The 19,693-nt window shown below is 41.9% G+C and carries 12 protein-coding genes; 9 read left to right on the forward strand and 3 right to left on the reverse strand.

The window, feature by feature from the left end; translation table 11 throughout:
- Positions 1-355: 355 nt before the first annotated feature.
- Positions 356-2,839, forward strand: a complete 2,484-nt coding sequence (gene napA / locus L2735_RS04010; protein WP_248983475.1) for a nitrate reductase catalytic subunit NapA — start codon at positions 356-358, stop codon at positions 2,837-2,839.
- Between the two features lie 106 nt (positions 2,840-2,945).
- Entirely contained in the window at positions 2,946-3,371 is a 426-nt protein-coding gene (locus tag L2735_RS04015) for a nitrate reductase cytochrome c-type subunit (RefSeq protein ID WP_248983476.1), read from the forward strand.
- A 76-nt stretch (positions 3,372-3,447) separates the two neighbouring features.
- Here L2735_RS04015 and L2735_RS04020 read toward each other — a convergent pair whose 3' ends face one another.
- A complete protein-coding gene (locus L2735_RS04020) occupies positions 3,448-3,915 on the reverse strand; it encodes a GNAT family N-acetyltransferase (protein WP_248983477.1) in 468 nt (155 codons plus the stop codon).
- A 640-nt stretch (positions 3,916-4,555) separates the two neighbouring features.
- On the opposite strand from L2735_RS04020, the gene katG reads away from it, so the two are divergent.
- On the forward strand, positions 4,556-6,715 hold the full coding sequence (gene katG / locus L2735_RS04025) for a catalase/peroxidase HPI (RefSeq protein WP_248983478.1): 2,160 nt from the start codon (positions 4,556-4,558) through the stop codon (positions 6,713-6,715).
- Positions 6,716-6,942: 227 nt separating this feature from the next.
- On the opposite strand, the gene fusA is transcribed toward katG, so the two are convergent.
- Both fusA and L2735_RS04035 read right to left on the reverse strand, forming a co-directional pair.
- Positions 6,943-9,027 (reverse strand): elongation factor G, encoded by a 2,085-nt coding sequence (gene fusA / locus L2735_RS04030; RefSeq protein WP_248983479.1) that lies wholly within the window; start codon positions 9,025-9,027, stop codon positions 6,943-6,945.
- A gap of 453 nt (positions 9,028-9,480) precedes the next feature.
- Positions 9,481-14,037: an ATP-binding protein gene (locus L2735_RS04035; protein ID WP_248983480.1), complete on the reverse strand. Its 4,557-nt coding sequence runs from the start codon at positions 14,035-14,037 to the stop codon at positions 9,481-9,483.
- 125 nt (positions 14,038-14,162) lie between these two features.
- Between L2735_RS04035 and L2735_RS04040 the strand changes: the two genes are divergently transcribed.
- The 6 genes from L2735_RS04040 to gshB all read left to right on the forward strand — a co-directional run bounded on the left by L2735_RS04040 (position 14,163) and on the right by gshB (position 19,642).
- Entirely contained in the window at positions 14,163-15,074 is a 912-nt protein-coding gene (locus tag L2735_RS04040; RefSeq protein WP_248983481.1) for a LysR family transcriptional regulator, read from the forward strand.
- Between the two features lie 54 nt (positions 15,075-15,128).
- Entirely contained in the window at positions 15,129-16,301 is a 1,173-nt protein-coding gene (locus L2735_RS04045) for a pyroglutamyl-peptidase I family protein (protein WP_248983482.1), read from the forward strand.
- Positions 16,302-16,431: 130 nt separating this feature from the next.
- Positions 16,432-17,028: a SprT family zinc-dependent metalloprotease gene (locus L2735_RS04050; protein ID WP_428848288.1), complete on the forward strand. Its 597-nt coding sequence runs from the start codon at positions 16,432-16,434 to the stop codon at positions 17,026-17,028.
- A gap of 165 nt (positions 17,029-17,193) precedes the next feature.
- Positions 17,194-17,907: an endonuclease gene (locus L2735_RS04055; protein ID WP_346348122.1), complete on the forward strand. Its 714-nt coding sequence runs from the start codon at positions 17,194-17,196 to the stop codon at positions 17,905-17,907.
- A 9-nt stretch (positions 17,908-17,916) separates the two neighbouring features.
- Positions 17,917-18,651 (forward strand): 16S rRNA (uracil(1498)-N(3))-methyltransferase, encoded by a 735-nt coding sequence (gene rsmE / locus L2735_RS04060; RefSeq protein ID WP_248983483.1) that lies wholly within the window; start codon positions 17,917-17,919, stop codon positions 18,649-18,651.
- Between the two features lie 37 nt (positions 18,652-18,688).
- Positions 18,689-19,642: a glutathione synthase gene (gene gshB, locus L2735_RS04065; protein ID WP_248983484.1), complete on the forward strand. Its 954-nt coding sequence runs from the start codon at positions 18,689-18,691 to the stop codon at positions 19,640-19,642.
- Positions 19,643-19,693: the final 51 nt, after the last annotated feature.

The following is a 19,693-nucleotide window of genomic DNA, read 5'->3' on the forward strand; positions in this document are numbered from 1 at the left end:
GAACCAGTGATTATATTTAAACCAATTGCTGCGCAAAATAAAAACAATTAAAAAATTGGTTTTTATCCTCTAATTTTACCTACATTTCTATCATCTTCGCCTAGAATCAATGTATCGATTAAATTAACACCAGCTAAATAAGTGACTGACTAACTTCTAAAATGTGTCGTGGATCACATCATAAAATGTGATCTACGACAATAAACTCTCAGTATACTCATTGCGAGGTATACCCACGAAAAATGTGAGGTTTAAACTCGATTACATAGAGATGAAGAAAGCCATTATTTGGCATAAAAAACGATGATTAGCCTATTTAAGGCTAACAACTAACAGCAAAGAGTGAGGAAACACCATGAGCATAAGCCGTCGCGAGTTTCTAAAAGCCAATGCCGCTACTGCAGCCGCGTCGGCTGTTGGGCTTGCCTTACCAATCAAAATGGTTCAAGCAGAAGAGAAGTCTGCAGAAATTAAATGGGACAAAGCCCCATGCCGTTTCTGTGGTGTAGGTTGTAGCGTTTTAGTCGGAACAAAAGGCGGTAAAGTTGTTGCGACTCAAGGTGATCCTGAAAGTCCAGTTAACAAAGGTCTTAACTGTGTTAAAGGCTACTTCCTGTCTAAAATCATGTACGGTAAAGACCGTCTAACTTCGCCATTATTAAGAATGAAAGATGGCAAGTATGACAAAGAAGGTGACTTCACTCCTGTTAGTTGGGATGTTGCTCTAGACACTATGGCTGATAAGTGGAAAGAAAGCATTGCTAAAAAAGGACCGACTTCTGTAGGTATGTTTGGCTCTGGTCAATGGACTATTTGGGAAGGTTACGCAGCATCTAAATTGCATAAAGCAGGTTTCCTCACCAATAACATCGACCCTAACGCTCGTCATTGTATGGCATCTGCGGTGGGTGGTTTCATGCGTACCTTTGGTATTGATGAGCCAATGGGTAGCTATGATGACTTTGAAGCTGCAGATCACTTCGTGCTTTGGGGCGCGAACATGGCAGAAATGCATCCGATTCTATGGTCACGCTTAACTGACCGTCGCTTAAGCCACGAAGGCAGCAAGGTTCACGTTTTATCGACGTTTGAAAACCGCAGTTTCGAGCTTGCTGACAACGCAATGGTATTTAAGCCGCAATCTGACTTAGTTATCTTGAACTACATTGCTAACTACATCATTCAAAACGATGCAGTTAACAAAGACTTCGTTAGCAAGCATACTAACTTTGCTGAAGGTGTCACTGATATCGGTTACGGTCTTCGCCCTGAGCATCCGCTTGAACAGAAAGCAAAGAACCCAGGTAATGGTGGTGCTAAACCAATCAGTTTCGAAGAATACGCCAAATTCGTCAGTACTTATACTGTTGAATACGCATCTGAAATGAGTGGTGTGCCAGTTGAGAACCTTGAAGAAATGGCTAAAGCGTATGCTGATCCTAACATCAAGATCATGAGCTTATGGACCATGGGGATTAACCAACATACTCGTGGTGTTTGGGCAAACAACATGCTTTATAACATTCACTTGTTAACTGGCAAAATTGCGACTCCTGGTAACAGCCCATTCTCGTTAACGGGTCAGCCGTCAGCGTGTGGTACAGCTCGTGAAGTGGGTACATTCGCTCACCGTCTACCAGCAGATATGGTCGTTGCTAATCCTAAGCATCGTGCGATGACTGAAGATTTATGGCAATTACCTGAAGGCACTATCCCGCCAAAACCAGGTTACCATGCTGTTATTCAAAGCCGTATGCTTAAAGATGGCAAACTAAACTGTTACTGGACTATGTGTACCAATAACATGCAAGCCGGTCCAAACATTAACGATGAAATTTACCCTGGTTTCCGTAACCCAGAAAACTTCATTGTGGTATCAGATCCATACCCAACAGTAACCGCAACAGCTGCTGACTTGATTCTTCCTACTGCGATGTGGGTTGAGAAAGAAGGTGCATACGGTAACGCAGAACGTCGTACGCATATGTGGCATCAGCAAGTTAAAGCACCTGAAGGCGCTAAGTCTGACTTATGGCAGCTTGTTGAGTTTTCGAAGCGCTTTAAAGTTTCAGAAGTATGGCCTGCAGAGTTAATTGCTAAAAAGCCTGAATACGCTGAAAAAACCTTATATGACATCTTGTTTGCAAACGGTGTTGTGGATAAATTCCCTACTTCTGAATGTAAAGGTGACTACAATGACGAGAACGATGCATTCGGATTCTACCTGCAAAAAGGTCTATTCGAAGAATATGCGCAGTTTGGTCGTGGCCATGGTCACGATTTAGATGCATTTGAAAACTACCATGAAAACCGCGGTAAGCGTTGGCCTGTAGTAAACGGCAAAGAAACTGTTCGCCGCTTCGTTGAAGGTAGCGACCCATATGTAAAAGCTGGTGAAGGCTTCAACTTCTACGGCAAGCCTGATGGACGCGCTGTGATTTTTGCATTGCCATTTGAGCCAGCAGCAGAAGAGCCAAATGAAGAGTTTGACCTATGGATGTCAACAGGTCGCGTACTTGAGCATTGGCATACAGCAAGTATGACAGCGCGAGTACCAGAACTGCATAAGTCTTACCCTGATGCACAAGTATTCATGCACCCTAAAGATGCGACGAGTCGTGGTCTTAAAAATGGTGATGAAGTGAAAGTGATTTCTCCGCGCGGTGAAGTTAAAACGCGTGTTGAAACCAAAGGCCGTAACAAGCCACCTGTCGGTGTGGTATTTATGCCATTCTTTGATGCTAGACAGTTGGTAAACAAACTATTACTTGATGCAACGGATCCGTTATCGAAAGAAACGGACTTCAAGAAGTGTCCAGTGAAGATTGTTAAAGCCTAATTTGACTGAAATGTGATGCCTTATCAAAAGAAAAAGGCATCACTAAATCACTAATTTTCTCTATCCATTTATAAACAGAAATAGTGGATATGACGGAGTGTAAACCATGAAGAAAATACTCAGCCTTGCTGCGATAGTGCTCAGTCTTAGCGCATGCTCAGGTCAACAAACACCAGAAAAAGCAGCTCCAGTAACTGTTAAATCACTCGCTGGCGATGTGGCGATTACCGCTACAATGCCTGCAGATGCTAAAGCGACTTACCCAAGCCGCGGCACATCATTAGAAAGAACATTTGTGCACATGCCACCACTCATTCCGCACAAAGACTCTTACAGTATTACCATGAAGAAAAATGGTTGCTTAACCTGTCACAGCACTGAAAAAGCGGCACGTATGAAAGCGACACCGATTGATAAGTCTCACGTAGACGCTAACGGTGAGTTTGACGATAAGTACTACTTCTGTGTGCAGTGTCACGTTGCCCAAGCTGACAACAAAGAAGCAATTGTCGGTAATACTCACACTAACTAAGCTTTATTGAATTTCTTTTTTTAGAAATTAAAATGCCACCGTCCTAGGACAGTGGCATTTTTTTTTACGTGTTCATTCAGCCAAGTAACTTACGCATCACAAAATTATTAATTTTCTGCCCTCTTACCGGCACAGTTTGAGCTTGCTCTTCCACAAAGCCATAATGACTAAAAAAGGGTTTTGCCGTGATACTGACTTCAGCATATAGACTCGTTAGATTCAAAACTACAGCTTTATTAAGGATGGCTTGCATTAATGCTTTTCCTACACCTTGCCTCTGAAAGTCAGCACTGCAATAGAAATGATCAATATAACCATCATCTTGAACATCCGCAAACCCAGCAATGACATGATCAACCTCAGCCACAAATGGCTCAATTTTTGTCACTCGTCCTATCCATGCCGATTCATTGTATTCATACGGCGCCCATGCGGTAACTTCTGCTAACGAATAGTCATTACGGTTCACCTGATGGATAGTTCGCTGTTTAAGCTCCCACAATGGTTTTATATCTTCGGTGTTAAACCTTCTGATGTTAATCATCTCTGTAAACTCACAGTTTTTATAGTAAGTGAATTGTAAATTTTAAGATAACAATTTAAAACTAATTGTTGAGCAACAGCAATATCAACTGCGTATCATATTGAATAGCGAATTTTAATCTATCTATTGCTTTTAAAACCATATCGGCTTCACTCCCCTACCTGTAATTTCAACAAAAAGATATTAAATTTACACTCCTTAACTCGAAAAAATTGTTCATAAAATCAGGCACAAAAGTGAGATATATCTCGCAAGACCAACTTTAAAAGTGAAGTAATATCAAAAAATGATATTCACATTAGAAAAAGCTAATTAACAAGAGTGCCAAGTCACCCTTACTAAATAATCACTAATTTACAATTCACTTAAATAAAAATAACAAAAAATATTAATGTAGCGTTCAGCTACCCAAGGAGAAATATCAAACATTTAGGTTGGCCACCTCCAAATGCTCGCCAGCAAAAACCAACAAAAAGCCAACAAAGTAATTCATAACACCCTAATTAAGCAAAAACCAATTAAACCGATTATAGTAATTGGTTTAATCCATTTTAAAAATAAGCTTACATACTCAATACTGTTAAAGCAAAATTTACTAATTATTAGCAAATGAAATTTTAAATTTAAAGGAGATCAATCGATGTCTACAGGTAAATGTCCAGTCATGCACGGTGGAGCAACACAAAGCAGCACGTCTAACATGGAATGGTGGCCTAAAGCACTTAACCTCGATATTCTGCACCAACATGATAGTAAGACTAACCCGTTAGGTGATTCGTTTAATTATCGCGAAGCACTACAAAGCCTAGATGTTGAAACACTAAAATCTGACATGAAAGCTTTGTTGACCGACAGCCAAGATTGGTGGCCTGCAGACTGGGGACACTATGGCGGTTTAATGATTCGCTTGGCATGGCACTCAGCTGGTAGCTACCGTAACGCTGACGGTCGTGGGGGCGCAGGTACAGGTAACATGCGTTTTGCACCACTAAACTCATGGCCTGATAACGGTAACTTAGATAAAGCACGTCGTCTTCTTTGGCCGCTTAAAAAGAAATATGGCAATAAAGTTAGCTGGGCTGACTTAATGATTTTAGCGGGCACCATGGCTTATGAATCAATGGGCTTTAAAACTTTTGGTTTTAGTTTTGGTCGTAAAGATATCTGGCAGCCAGAGAAAGATACTTACTGGGGTTCTGAGAAAGAATGGTTAGCACCAAGTGGTGGTGAAGGTAGTCGTTACTCAGGTGAGCGTGATTTAGAAAACCCACTTGCAGCAGTAATGATGGGGCTTATCTATGTTAACCCTGAAGGTGTAGACGGTGTTTCTAACCCTCAGAAAACAGCTGAAGATATGCGCGTGACTTTTGCGCGTATGAGTATGAATGATGAAGAAACAGTAGCATTAACAGCTGGCGGGCACACAGTTGGTAAAGCACACGGTAACGGTGATGCAGCTAATCTAGGTGAAGCACCTGAAGGTGCTGAAATCGAAGAACAAGGTTTAGGTTGGAACAACCATAAATCTCGTGGTATCGGTCGTGATACTGTAACAAGTGGTATTGAAGGTGCTTGGACAACCTTCCCAATGAAATGGAATACAGCAAAAGGTGGTTACTTCGATATGCTGTTAAACCACGAATGGACTTTAACGCAAAGTCCAGCTGGTGCAACACAATGGGAGCCCATTGAGATTGCTGAAGAAGACAAGCCCGTTGATGTTGAAGATGACCGCATTCGTCATAACCCAATGATGACCGATGCTGATATGGCATTAAAAGTCGATCCTGAGTACCGTAAAATTTCTAAACGGTTCTACCAAGATCCAGCTTACTTTGAAGAAGTGTTCGCACGTGCATGGTTCAAATTAACTCACCGAGATATGGGACCTAAAGCAGGCTACTTTGGCCCAGACGTACCGGCAGAAGACCTCATTTGGCAAGATCCAATCCCTGCAGGTCCAGTGGGTTACGATGTTGAAGCAGTTAAAGCACGTATTGCTGGCAGCGGCTTATCCATCAGTGAAATGGTAACAACTGCATGGGATAGTGCGCGTACTTACCGTGGTTCAGACAAGCGTGGTGGTGCAAATGGAGCACGCATTCGACTTGCGCCACAAAACAGCTGGGCAGGTAACGAGCCAACTCGTTTAAATAAAGTATTATCTGTGCTTGAGCCAATTGCAGCCGATGCGGGTGTGAGTGTAGCAGACATTATAGTACTTGCGGGTAATGTGGGTATCGAGCAAGCAGCAAAAGCCGCTGGTGTTGAAGCAAGCGTTCCATTTATAACCGGCCGTGGTGATGCAACCGCTGAGATGACAGATGAAGATTCATTCTCTGTGCTTGAGCCTTTAGCAGATGGTTTCCGTAACTGGCAGAAGCAACACTATACAGTAACTCCTGAAGAGATGATGTTAGATCGTGCTCAATTACTTGGTTTAACTGCTTGTGAAATGACAGTATTAGTTGGTGGTCTTCGTGTATTAGGCACTAACTATGCTGGTGAAGCATTTGGTCAGTTTACCGACAACCTAGGTGCACTAACTAACGATTTCTTTGTAAACTTAACAGACATGAACTACAGCTGGGAACCCACTGGTTGTAACTCTTACGAGATTGTTGAACGTGCAACGGGTAACATTAAATGGACCGCGACACGTGCTGATTTAGTTTTTGGTTCAAACTCTATCCTACGTGCTTACGCAGAAGTTTATGCACAAGACGACAGCAAAGAGAAGTTTGTACACGACTTTATCACTGCATGGGCCAAAGTAATGAATGCAGATATGCCTGCATAGTACTGATGTACCTGCATAGTACTGATGTACCTGCATAGTACTGATGTACCTGCATAGTAAGAACTGTGAATACGGGTTAATCATCATGTAAGCTAAAAATAGCTATGAATACCTTTGGTGCTCATAGCTTTTTATTTATTCAAAAATCAACCACACCTTCTGACTAAATAACCATAAAAAAACCGCTGCAAAGGCAGCGGTTTTTTATTAAAGGGTTTAGTTAAGAATTACTTCTTAGCTTCACGCTCTTTAACTTCAGCAATTACTTTTTCAGCAACACTGTTTGGACATGGTGCGTAGTGAGCGAATTCCATAGAGAATTGGCCACGACCCGATGTCATAGTACGTAGTGAACCGATGTAACCGAACATTTCTGATAACGGTACGTCAGCTTTAATACGAACACCAGTAACACCAGCCATTTGGTCTTTGATCATACCACGACGACGGTTAAGGTCACCAATTACGTCACCTACGTTGTCTTCTGGGCTGAATACGTCAACGTTCATGATAGGCTCAAGAAGTTGTGCACCGGCTTTAGGCATAGACTGACGGAATGCGCCTTTAGCAGCGATTTCGAACGCGATAGCTGACGAATCAACTGCGTGGAAAGCACCATCAGTAAGTTCTAGTTCAACGTCTAACACAGGGAAACCAGCAACAGTACCGGTGTTCATCATGCTAGCGAAACCTTTCTCAACTGCAGGCCAGAATTCTTTAGGTACGTTACCACCAACAACTGAAGAGCTGAAAGTGAAACCAGAGTTTTGCTCACCTGGCTTGATGATGTAGTCAATCTTACCAAACTGACCAGAACCACCAGACTGTTTCTTATGCGTGTAGCTATCTTCAGTAACTTTAGTGATAGTTTCACGGTAAGCTACTTGAGGCTCACCAACAATTAAGTCTACACCGTAAGTACGCTTAAGGATGTCTACTTTAATGTCTAAGTGAAGCTCACCCATACCTTTAAGGATGGTTTCGCCTGAATCTTCGTCAGTTTCTACGCGGAAAGATGGATCTTCTGCAATCATTTTACCGATAGCGATACCCATTTTCTCTGAACCACCTTTATCTTTAGGTGCTACAGCGATAGAGATAACTGGCTCTGGGAATACCATTGCTTCAAGAGTACAAGGATGTTTAACATCACATAAAGTGTGACCAGTTTGAACATTCTTCATACCAACGATAGCGATAATGTCACCAGCTTGAGCTGAATCTAATTCGTTACGCTCATCAGCTTGCATCTCAACCATACGACCAACACGCTCAGTTTTACCTGTAGCAGAGTTAAGGATGGTGTCACCTTTCTTGATCTTACCTGAGTAGATACGTACGAAAGTTAGTGCACCAAAGCGGTCATCCATGATTTTGAATGCTAAAGCTTTGAATGGCTCATCAACTGAAACTAAAGCGTGCTCGCCTGTTTCGTTACCTTCTTCATCAGTAAGAGGCTGAGGATCAACTTCAACTGGATCAGGTAGGTAGTCAACAACAGCATCAAGAAGAAGCTGCATACCTTTGTTCTTAAACGCAGAACCACAGTATGTAGGGAAGAAGTCCATTGTACGAGTACCCTTACGGATACAACGCTTAATGTCTTCCATAGATGGCTCTTCGCCTTCCATGTAAGCTTCCATTAGATCGTCGTCTTGCTCAACAGCAGTTTCGATTAGCATTTCACGGTATTCTTCTACCATGTCAACCATATCAGCTGGAACGTCTTCGATCTTGTAGTTTTCTGCTTGTCCAGTTTCATCCCATACCCATGCTTTACGAGTAAGTAGATCAACTACACCAGAGAATTCGTCTTCGATACCAATCGGTAAAACCATAACCAATGGGTTAGCAGCTAGAACGTCTTGAGTTTGCTTAACAACGCGTAAGAAATCAGCACCCATACGGTCTAATTTGTTTACGAAGATGATACGAGCAACTTCTGATTCGTTAGCATAACGCCAGTTAGTTTCTGACTGAGGCTCAACACCACCAGAACCACAGAATACACCTACACCGCCATCAAGAACTTTAAGCGAACGATATACTTCAACAGTGAAGTCAACGTGGCCTGGAGTGTCGATAACGTTAAAACGGTGGTCATTCCAGAAACAGCTTACTGCTGCCGACTGAATAGTAATACCGCGCTCAGCTTCCTGTTCCATGAAGTCAGTAGTAGATTCACCATCATGTACTTCACCGATCTTGTGGATCTTACCGGTTAGCTTAAGGATACGCTCGGTGGTCGTGGTTTTACCCGCGTCAACGTGAGCGAAGATACCAATGTTTCTGTATTTGGATAATTCGGTCATGATTCAACTTTAATGATTAGTTAAGAGGTAAACGGAGTATGAAAAAAGCTTAACACACCGCACATCTGGTTATTTAAGGCGCATATTGTAAGTGGGAACCTTCAAATGCGCAAATAGGACTTGCAAAATTTATCACATTTTGCAAAAAAAAATTGCCTTTAATTTCATTATTCCTAAATAAAACAATAAAATAAAAGTTATTGTTTATTTTTCAAACAACTTAGTTTTTCAGACCCAAATCGTGTATTTTTTATGACGAATAGGCTGAGTAAGACATTTTTTCTGCAATCGGCAACAAAAAAGCGAATTTGTATCAATTCATTCAATTTGAATTACGTTAATTTGTGACGAGTTCAATCTTGCATAGCGATAAAAAATCCCCAGTTTTTCAACTGAGGATTTATTCAAGCAATTTAGTTAGCATAATAGCCTTGCTATCACGCTAATTGATTATTACTCACCATCAATAGGTAAAATAACAAACAGTAAATCGCCTTGAGAAACCTGTTGGCCATTACCATTCAGAATACGTTCAATACGGTATTTCTGATTTTCAGGGTAAAGCACAGCGTTTTGACGGTTAAATCCAGCTAGAGTTACTTGCGAGAACATCTTCATCGCTTCTGTAAGCGCTAAATTCTGATCCACAGTAACAATGTCACCTTCTTTAACGAAGTCTGGCTCACCTGGGGCTGGTGAGGTATAGAAGATACCAGCACCTTGTGCCAATACTTTAAGCTCATTACTTTCAGCAACACGCAGTGATTCAGTGTCTAAACCTACTGTTTCAGCTGCGGCTTCCATTTCAGCAACAAGCGCAGGCACGTCTAACTCAGCCATTAAGCGTGGTAAGTAGTTAGTATCGTAAACGCCTTCATTGAACGTCGCATCCTTGAGGATAAGCTTCAATAATGGAATGTTAGTTGCGATACCTTTAATCACTACGTTATCAAGGTAAGCTGACATCTTAGTCACAACATCTTCACGTGATTCACCGCGAATAATGATTTGTGCAATCAAGCTATCGTAGTAAGGCGATACTTCTTTACCAGTCTCGGCAATAGAGATGATTTCAATACCTTCACCTTCTGGCATGATGCACTCAGTGATCATTCCAGGGTTTGGTAATAACTGAAGAATACCGTCACTATCAAGTGCCGCTTTTTCAGCAGTCACACGAACTTCCATCGCGTAACCTTGATCAACTGGCTCTAGGTCTTCAATTGAACGACCAGCAGCAATATCAAACTGCGCGCTAACAATATCAATACCTGAAGTTGCTTCAGTAACTGGATGCTCTACTTGAAGACGAGTATTCATTTCCATGAAGTAGACTTCATTTGCATCGAGGTTGTAAATAAATTCAACCGTACCAGCACCCATGTAGTCAGTCGCATCACCTAAGGCACGAGTATATTCAAGTACACGTTGCTTAAGCTCTTCAGGCAACATAGTAGAACCAGACTCTTCAATCACTTTCTGATTGTTACGTTGCACTGAACAGTCACGAATACCCAATACTTTGGTGTTACCAAATTTATCACGTAGTAACTGTACTTCGATGTGACGTAGAGATGTTACATACTTCTCTAAGTATAAATCGCCATTACCAAATGCTGCAGCCGCTTCAGTAGATGTTTTTTGGAATAAACCAATCATATCTTCTGGCTTAGTCACAACTTGAATACCTTTACCGCCACCACCTTGTACCGCTTTAAGCAATACTGGGTAACCAATTTCAAGTGCAACATTCACCGCTTGTTCGGCGTTAGTCAAAATACCATGTGAACCTGGCACAACCGGTACATTTTGATCTTGTGAAGTCTTAATCGCGTTCGACTTGTTACCCATAGTCGTCATTGAATGCACGCTTGGGCCGACAAAGTTAACGCCATTGTTAACACATAATGCTGCAAACTGTGGGCTTTCAGATAAGAAACCAATACCTGGGTGAAGCGCATCAACGTTTTCGTAATCAGCAACTTTCAGTACAGAGTATGCATTCAAGTAACTTTCATCTGATGTATTACCACCAATACAAACAAGCTTATCGTTCACCTTAAGCATGTCTGCAGGTACAGAAGTCATATCAGGATCAGATGCCACTAACACAACGTTAATCTTGTTATCGTGAGCCTTACGGATCAACTTAACTGCCGTACAACCACGAGCATGCACTAACACTTTATCGATAGGCTTCATAAGCTCGCGAGGATCGTCCTGAACAATCTTCTCTTCTATCGCTTTAACTTCAGGCACTAGGCTTGATAATGCTTTAGCAATAATCTCATTAGCATGCAGCGTTGGTAGCGGCATTAATGGATCAATACTTGATAAATGACTATCTAATGTATCGCTGAACGGGTTGTGTACTAAGCCTGTCATTGCACCAGGAACTTTCGACAAGTAGTTCGATAGCGTCGCAGTTGATGGTAAGTATGCAGGAACAACCATTTGACCAGCAAACGGCATGTTAGTCCCAGATAGGTAGTAAGTTTGCACTAATGGATGCGTCACGAAGCTTGCTTGTGCGCCACCAGTACAGTCACCAAAACCAAACATCAATACAGGTAATTCGTTATCACGGACAAAACGCGTAATACGGTCGTTTACCACAGCCATTGAGAATAGTGCTGCAGCACCTTCTTTGGTTTGCATACCACCAGAACTGATGAAACATACCACTGGTAATTTACGTTTAGCACATTCAATCAATAGCGCACTGAATTTTTCAGCACTTGCCATATCGAACGCACCTGCTTGGAAAGCGATGTTAGATACGGCAACACCAACGCGATGCTTACTGTCACCATGTTCAAAATCAGCAACACCAGTAATCAAACCACAAGGGCGAATACCTTTATCTAATGCATCTTCAATTGATAAACGGAAACCAGGGAAGTTAAGTAAGTTAGCTGACATTTTGTCGCCATTTAACTCTTCAAATTCGCTGAAGAACTTACCAATCACATTCTCCCAACCCATTTTTCCTTGGCGTTTTTCGTCGCGAAGTACTTTTTGGATAAGCAAATCTTGGTAACCCATGGTTAAACGGTTCCAGAAATCTTTACGACGACCAATACGTACAGGGTTAATTGCACCTGTGTATTTGCTTTGGTCTTCTTCACTGTCGAAGTATTCAGGCAATAAACGCTCAAAGAAGTAGGTCAAGATAACGAATAAGCTGTCATTCAGTTGCGGGTTACCTACACTCTTCCATTGCTCTACACGTGTTAGCAATTCAGCACGGTTAGACTGGTCCATGAAGAACTTAAGCCATTTGTAGAACTTGTTCTTATCGTTAGCATCATCATTTTTCGATAAAGCGATGTCGATAGACGTATGAAGTAACTTGTCTACTGACTCACGAGACAGACTCTTAGACATCATCGCTTCTTTCGAAATCGATGCTAAGTTCTGTACTACATTGTCGTATAACGCATTAAAGATAAGGACGTTGTGACATTGCCAAATGAAGTCTTCACGAAGCTCATCATTTACCACAATATCAAGTACAGTTAGCTGGTTTAACTCAGGCCAAGGCGCTTGGGTTTTAGATGCAGGCAGTGATTCAAGGTGCTTGATTAAGCCTTTGAAGTTGTTAGCAGCGTTACTCTTCCAGCGATGGTATAAAGACCAACCAATGTTGAACAATAGTGCCTTACGGGCTTTCTTATAGTTCTCTTTTGGCTCACCTAAAATGAAACGTGTAATCACGTTACGCTCAGTAGAGATCTCATTACGTTTGCTATCGAACGTGCCCCAAAGCTTATTCAGCTCTTCATCATAAACGAGTTTATCAGGTGTTGATAACCAAGCTTGGAAGACACTGTCTTGCTCTTGCTGGATACGCTCAAGTAAGTCACCTTCTGGCACACTCACTTTAGATAAACGGCCGTACTGCTCAACCGAAATTGAATGAATACGGCTACGCAGCGTTAGGTAGCGTAAATAACGGTATGCACTACCAAATAAGTTGTGGTGCATGGTTGGGCTGCTAGCAACGGCCAAACCTTGGTTATTTTCAAGCGCAACGAGGTTCTTAGATGGGTCTAAGTAACGTGTCAAACTGCGGTCGTAATGCTCACGTAAATCCTTTGATTCACGTACAAAGTTAATTGCAGCTGTTTCTACTGCCTCGATACTACTAATGATTGCGCGGCGTAAGTTATGCTGACGCTCATCTTTATCATATGGAGAGAAATCAACGATACCGTCGATACAACCTGCAGTCAGTAACTCTTCAGGAGAAACACCCACTGACTTAGCACATTCCTGCCAAGATAAGTTGTACTTACGTGCAATAGATTGTAGACCTTGTGGCTGAATCGTATTGAAAATACCATCACGCAGTGACAATAAAATGTTCGCCGCAGCTAATGGAATCGCGCCGCCAGAGTAACCAGCACCGATAACGATACCCACAGTCGGTACGTCAACATTGGCACTTTCAGCAATCGCTTTAGAAATGGTATGCGCTTGATTTTGGCTGTTAGCCACTTCACCCGCATCGGCACCAGGAGTATCAATTAAGTAAACGATTGGCATTGATAGTTCTGAGAAATGACGGATAGCTTTGCATGCAGCTAAGTGATGCTCAGGCATCCATGCGCCATTGCCTGTCGTTCTTTCTTGGGCAATAAAACCAACACGGCGAGTACGAGAGCCAAAGTTTAATTCGATTTCAGCACTGTAAAACGAGCCTAGATGATTCTCGGCAATTAACTTACCTTTTAAATCAGCAATAACTCGTTTTGCACTTGGGCGGTTTTTGTCTTGAGTCGGTTGAATGACTTGGCTTACGTAGGTATCGACATCGAGTGTCGCTAACTCTTTTAAGTTTGATTGGATTGCATCTTCAGATAACAATCCCTTAATTTCTTCAGCTAAAGATTGCTTGCTATGAGCAGGAAATAATGAAAAATCTTTAGCTAAATGTTCCGCTTGTAAAAATAGCGGATCAGCCGCTTGAGCTGTTGTCTTGTTTACGGGCTGCTTTTTGCTAGTCATCAAAAGATCCTCTGCTTATATAGCCTCTAAAATTTTTTAGACGGTAAATATAACTTTGTTCCCTGTCAAATTGCCATTAAACTATCGGAGACGCTTTGTTCCATTTTTGAGACAGTGAGGCTAAGGTGCCTGATTTAAACGGTATGATGCTGTTTGCAGCAGTAGTTAGAGCAAAAGGTTTTTCCCAAGCAGCCCGAGACATCGGACAACCAAAATCAACCATTAGTCGTAAGGTTGCTCAGCTAGAAGAACAGCTAGGCGTGCGATTACTGCAACGTGACACCCGTAATTTAAGCCTGACTCAAGTTGGCTCGTTATTCTTTCAGCATTGTGACTCTATCAGTCAAGAAATCGATGCGGCCAAAGCCATTATTGAAAATACCCATAGCGATATTTCAGGTTCACTACGAGTGGCCATACCAGTCTCATTCTCCCAAGAAGTGATCGCTAACTTATGTAGCAGCTTCATGCGCCTTTATCCTAATATCGAACTGGATGTGCAATTTACCGACAGCAATGTTGGCCTTGTGGGTGAAGGATATGACATCGCGATTAAATATGGGCCACTGGAATCTTCAGACTTAGTAGCCAAACTGCTATTCGAGCGCCAACCTATTTTAGTCGCAAGTCCAGGATATCTCAAAAAGTCAGGTACTCCTGCTACTCCCCAAGAATTAGCTGACCATAGCGGTATTTTATTAGGCACCAGTTTATCGGCGCCGATATGGCCAGTCGGTAAAGGAAGTCGTAAAACCATGGCGAGCTTTAAGCGTAAAGTCAGGGTTAACAGCGCCAGTATGGTGAAAAGGCTAGCACAAGATGATTTTGGTATTGCGATGTTATCTAATAACAGTTGTAAACAAGAACTTGCCGCAGGCAGTTTGGTCCCAATATTACAAGAATGGCCAATGGAGTCATTTAAAGTTTATGGGGTCTATTCAAGCCGTAAACAGCTAGCTAATAATATCAGTGCATTCCTCGACTTCTTTGCGAAACGCTACAGCAGCCAAGAGTCTCTGCAATCAATAATGAATTAGCATCAAAGCCGTGGTAAATTAAATCAATAACAAAGACATTCTAAAGGAATAGCCATGTTCAAGCCCTTAATGACCAGCAGTTTAGTTGCTGCAGTATTACTCGTTAGCAGCTCTGCTTATGCGCAAAATGAATCTAATAATTTAGATGTAGAAGAATTGCGTTTACCTCAAGTGATGGATGTCATGGCAGATGTGGCTAACCGTTTCGATAACCTCAATAGTCAATTAGACAGTCAACTGAGCGCATCAACCGACGAACTCGCCATTACTCAAATGGTGGCATCTCAGGGAACAAAGCTTTGGCAACAAGCCGTCGCCGATGTAAAAGCAGGAAACTATGATGATCGCGCTCTATACTGGAGTCGATTAGCAATGCGTAAAACCTTAAAAACCGCTGATGCAGGCTATAACATCGTCCCTTGGCAACGCGACATCCTAGTAAAAGCATTCGAAAAGTCATCTCGTGGATTAAGTGACATTCATTTCAAACCAGAATCTCGAATCAAGATTTTGCTAACAGGTTTTGACCCATTCTTTTTAGATAGAGACATTACCCAAAGTAACCCATCTGGATTAACCGCTTTAGCACTCGATGGAATGACATTTGATGTTAATGGCAAGCAAGCACAAATCGAAACTGTGATGATCCCGGTTCGATTTGCCGACTTTGATGACGGCATGATTGAATCTTTACTCACTCCAATGTATCGAGATAACAGCATCGATATGATTTTCACTGTCAGCATGGGCCGTGATGACTTTGACATCGAACGTTTCCCTGCACGTGGTCGAAGCGCCGCAGCACCAGATAACTTAAATGTTTACACTGGCGCGAGTAAAACAGCGCCTAAAGCACCGTTATTTAATGGCGGCACCTTAAATGGGCCAGAATTCGTCGAGTTCTCACTTCCTGTAAGTGCTATGCAAAAAGTAGAAGGTCAATGGAAAGTCAATGATAACCATCAAGTGACGACCGTTAGTCGAGGCCAATTTGATGCTAAATCAATTTATGAGTTAGCCAATGAAACCTCAGTGGAGGGTTCTGGTGGTGGCTACCTCTCAAATGAGATTTCTTATCGTAGTATTTTGCTTAAACAGCAATTCAACCGTGATATCCCTGTGGGTCATATCCATACCCCAAGAGTCAGTGGTTATGATGCCGATACAGAATGGGCTATGGTTGAGCAAATTGTCGATATGGTGAAACTGGCAGCAGCTGACAGATAAATCCTCTTAAAGACTTGCCGCAATCACTGAACTTGATTGCGGTAACCCCATTCGCGAAGCTATACTTCAATCTACTAAACTTGAGTTCTCATCCATTATTGTCAGTTAACAAACGTGCAAGTCACCTTCTATGTTCAAATCTCTTTTCAGTCGCCAAAATCAACCAAAAGCTAAAGCTGCTTTTGAGCCGAGCTCTATTGCACGTCCATCAAAAATGGGCAAACTTGTTACGAGCTGCTTGCCTAAAACAGAAGCACAACAACAAGTTTTGCAAAAGATTGAAGCTGATTATCAACAAGCTGAAGTATTATTAAAACGTCAATTTTCTCGCCCTATTGTGCAATTTACCTTACGAGGAAAGAGCGCGGGAACAGCTCACTTACAAGTGAATAAACTTCGTTTTAACCCGATACTGCTTGAAGAAAATGCCGCAGAATTTATTGATCAAGTCGTCCCGCACGAAATTAGTCACTTACTGAGCTTTCAATTATATGGTCGAGTGAAGCCACATGGGCTTGAATGGCAACGTATTATGCAAGATGTTTTCAATGTGCCCGCAGATACCACACATCAACTTAATACTCAGTCAGTAACAGGTAAGCAATTTGAATATTTCTGTGATTGTGGTCCAGTGATGCTATCGATTCGTCGGCATAATAAGGTATTGAGGAATCAAACCCAGTATCGCTGTAAAAACTGCGCTCAAGTGCTAGCCGTCAAAGCATAATAAATCGCTTTCTCGATGTAAGCTTGCCATTGCATCCCTAGTTTCAATCCCTTACCATCCTTCACAAATATCAGGCGATACCAACCCGTATAGTCTGTGCCGTATTGAATGAAGTTAGGGTTTAAAGTGTCGAGCCAAAAAGTTAGCAATCGTTATCATGTCATTGTGCTATTTTTACTAGCAATAGTGATTGTATTGACAGCTGTGAGTGTTCAAGCAGCTCAGCATCCATCAAGTTTTAGAAGTGCGAAGAAGATAGCGCAAAAGATATATAGTACTTCCTTACCCATGAGCAGCTTTTATTGCGGTTGTGATATCAATGTCATTGGTAAACAATGGAAGCCAGATTTAGAAAGCTGCGGTTATCAAGTTCGCAAACAAATCCCACGCGCTAACAGAATTGAGTGGGAACATGTGGTACCCGCTTGGGAGTTTGGTCATCAATTGCAGTGTTGGCAAGAAGGTGGTCGTAAAAATTGCGGCAGAACCAGCCCAGAATTTAAAAAGATGGAAGCAGACTTACATAATCTCACCCCTACTGTTGGTGAAGTTAACGGTGACAGAAGTAACTATCGTTTCAGTGAATGGAATGGCACGGCTACTCAATATGGTCAATGTGCTATGGTAGTCGACTTTAAAGGCCGTAAAGCCCAGCCGCCGAAACAAAGTCGCGGGGCGATTGCTCGAACCTACTTTTACATGCAGCAAACATATGGATTATCTATTTCTTCTAGCCAACGACGTTTATTTGAGGCATGGGATAAAACCTATCCAGTTGATAAGAATGAATGTTTAAGAGATAAATTAATTTCCGAAAATCAAGGCAACCATAATAATGTTGTCTTAAAACAATGTCAGAATCTCGGCCTCATTGATTAAGGACCTAAAATGCGCGTTCCAAGAATTTACCAACCAATCAATGAACTTACTGTTAATCAGCAAGTAAAATTAGATGAAGACGGCGCGGCACATATTGGCCGAGTTTTACGTATGAATGAAGGTGAAAACATCACCCTATTCAACGGCGATGGTTTTGATTATCTCGCATCAATCATCAGTGCCAATAAAAAAAATGTCTCGGTTGAGATAATCGAAAAGACAGAAAAGCTATCTGAATCACCGCTAGACTTGCATTTAGGCCAAGTCATCTCACGTGGTGACAGAATGGATTTCACCATTCAAAAGTCAGTCGAATTAGGTGTAACAACAATTACTCCATTATTTTCTGACCGTTGTGGCGTTAAACTCAGTGGCGAACGTTTAGAAAAGAAAATTAGCCAATGGCAAAAAATTGTCATCAGTGCTTGTGAGCAATCTGGTCGAAGTTTTGTGCCAACCGTTAGGCCAGCAATGAACTTAAGCCAGTGGTGCGCAGAGCAAACAGAGGCGTTAAAGTTAAACCTGCATCCTCGGGCTGCACACGGCATTAATGGCTTATCGCTAGAAAATAACAAAGTACGGTTATTAATTGGCCCCGAAGGCGGTCTATCAGAAGAAGAGATAGCCATGACAGAAACGCATCTCTTCACCGACGTATTACTTGGGCCACGAGTACTACGTACAGAAACAGCTTCACTAACCGCGATAACGGCATTGCAATTGCGATTCGGTGATATCGGTTAATCAATGATAAAAGCATTGAGAAAATAAGGATAAAAGTATGATCAAGCTCGGCATAGTAATGGATCCAATCAGCGACATTAACATTAAAAAAGACTCTAGCTTTGCAATGTTAATGGCAGCTCAATCACGCGGTTATGAACTGTATTATATGGAAATGCAAGATCTTGCCATGGTTAATGGTAAGCCGATGGCAAACATGCGCTCGTTAACCGTTGAAGATAATGCGAGTAAATGGTTCGAGTTAGGCGAAAGCATTGATACCCCACTCGCTGATTTAGATGTGATATTAATGCGAAAAGATCCGCCATTTGATACTGAATTTATTTATGCAACTTACATGCTTGAGCGAGCTGAAGAAGAAGGCGTATTAATCGTCAATAAGCCGCAAAGCTTACGTGATGCAAACGAGAAACTCTTTACTGCCTGGTTCCCAGAGTTCACTCCAGATGCAGTTGTGACCCGTGATGCTAAACGTATTCGTACTTTCTTAGCAGATAAGGGCGATATCATTCTTAAACCACTTGATGGTATGGGCGGCGCCTCTATCTTCCGAGTGAAACAAGATGATCCAAATATTGGCGTCATTTTAGAAACTCTCACCGAACACGGTACTCGTTACGCAATGGCGCAAGGCTTTATCCCTGAAATAAAACAGGGTGATAAACGCATTTTAGTAGTTGATGGTGAACCCGTTCCTTATTCATTGGCACGTATTCCAATGAAAGGTGAAACACGCGGTAACTTGGCTGCTGGCGGTAGTGGAGTTCCACAGCCATTATCAGAAAGTGACATGCATATTGCCCGTACATTAGGCCCTGAGCTTAAAAAGCGTGGACTGATTTTTGTCGGTTTAGATGTTATCGGTGACAAGCTCACAGAAATTAACGTAACTAGCCCAACCTGTATTAAAGAAATTGAAGCCGCGTACGATGTGGATATTACAGGCATGCTAATGGATGCCATTGAAGTAAGAATTAACAAACAAGCTTAATCTTTAATTCAGCCTATCATGATTTGATAGGCTGAATGATTAAACCTTGAC

The sequence above is a fragment of the Shewanella olleyana genome (assembly GCF_023283825.1).
Taxonomy (GTDB): Bacteria; Pseudomonadota; Gammaproteobacteria; order Enterobacterales; family Shewanellaceae; genus Shewanella; species Shewanella olleyana.

What these genes read in the sequence shown, in the direction of transcription:
- napA (WP_248983475.1), top strand. Translation starts at nt 356, where the DNA reads ATGAGCATAAGCCGTCGCGAGTTTCTAAAAGCCAATGCCGCTACTGCA.
- L2735_RS04015 (WP_248983476.1), top strand. Translation starts at nt 2,946, where the DNA reads ATGAAGAAAATACTCAGCCTTGCTGCGATAGTGCTCAGTCTTAGCGCA.
- L2735_RS04020 (WP_248983477.1), bottom strand. Translation starts at nt 3,915, where the DNA reads ATGATTAACATCAGAAGGTTTAACACCGAAGATATAAAACCATTGTGG.
- katG (WP_248983478.1), top strand. Translation starts at nt 4,556, where the DNA reads ATGTCTACAGGTAAATGTCCAGTCATGCACGGTGGAGCAACACAAAGC.
- fusA (WP_248983479.1), bottom strand. Translation starts at nt 9,027, where the DNA reads ATGACCGAATTATCCAAATACAGAAACATTGGTATCTTCGCTCACGTT.
- L2735_RS04035 (WP_248983480.1), bottom strand. Translation starts at nt 14,037, where the DNA reads ATGACTAGCAAAAAGCAGCCCGTAAACAAGACAACAGCTCAAGCGGCT.
- L2735_RS04045 (WP_248983482.1), top strand. Translation starts at nt 15,129, where the DNA reads ATGTTCAAGCCCTTAATGACCAGCAGTTTAGTTGCTGCAGTATTACTC.
- L2735_RS04050 (WP_428848288.1), top strand. Translation starts at nt 16,432, where the DNA reads ATGTTCAAATCTCTTTTCAGTCGCCAAAATCAACCAAAAGCTAAAGCT.
- rsmE (WP_248983483.1), top strand. Translation starts at nt 17,917, where the DNA reads ATGCGCGTTCCAAGAATTTACCAACCAATCAATGAACTTACTGTTAAT.
- gshB (WP_248983484.1), top strand. Translation starts at nt 18,689, where the DNA reads ATGATCAAGCTCGGCATAGTAATGGATCCAATCAGCGACATTAACATT.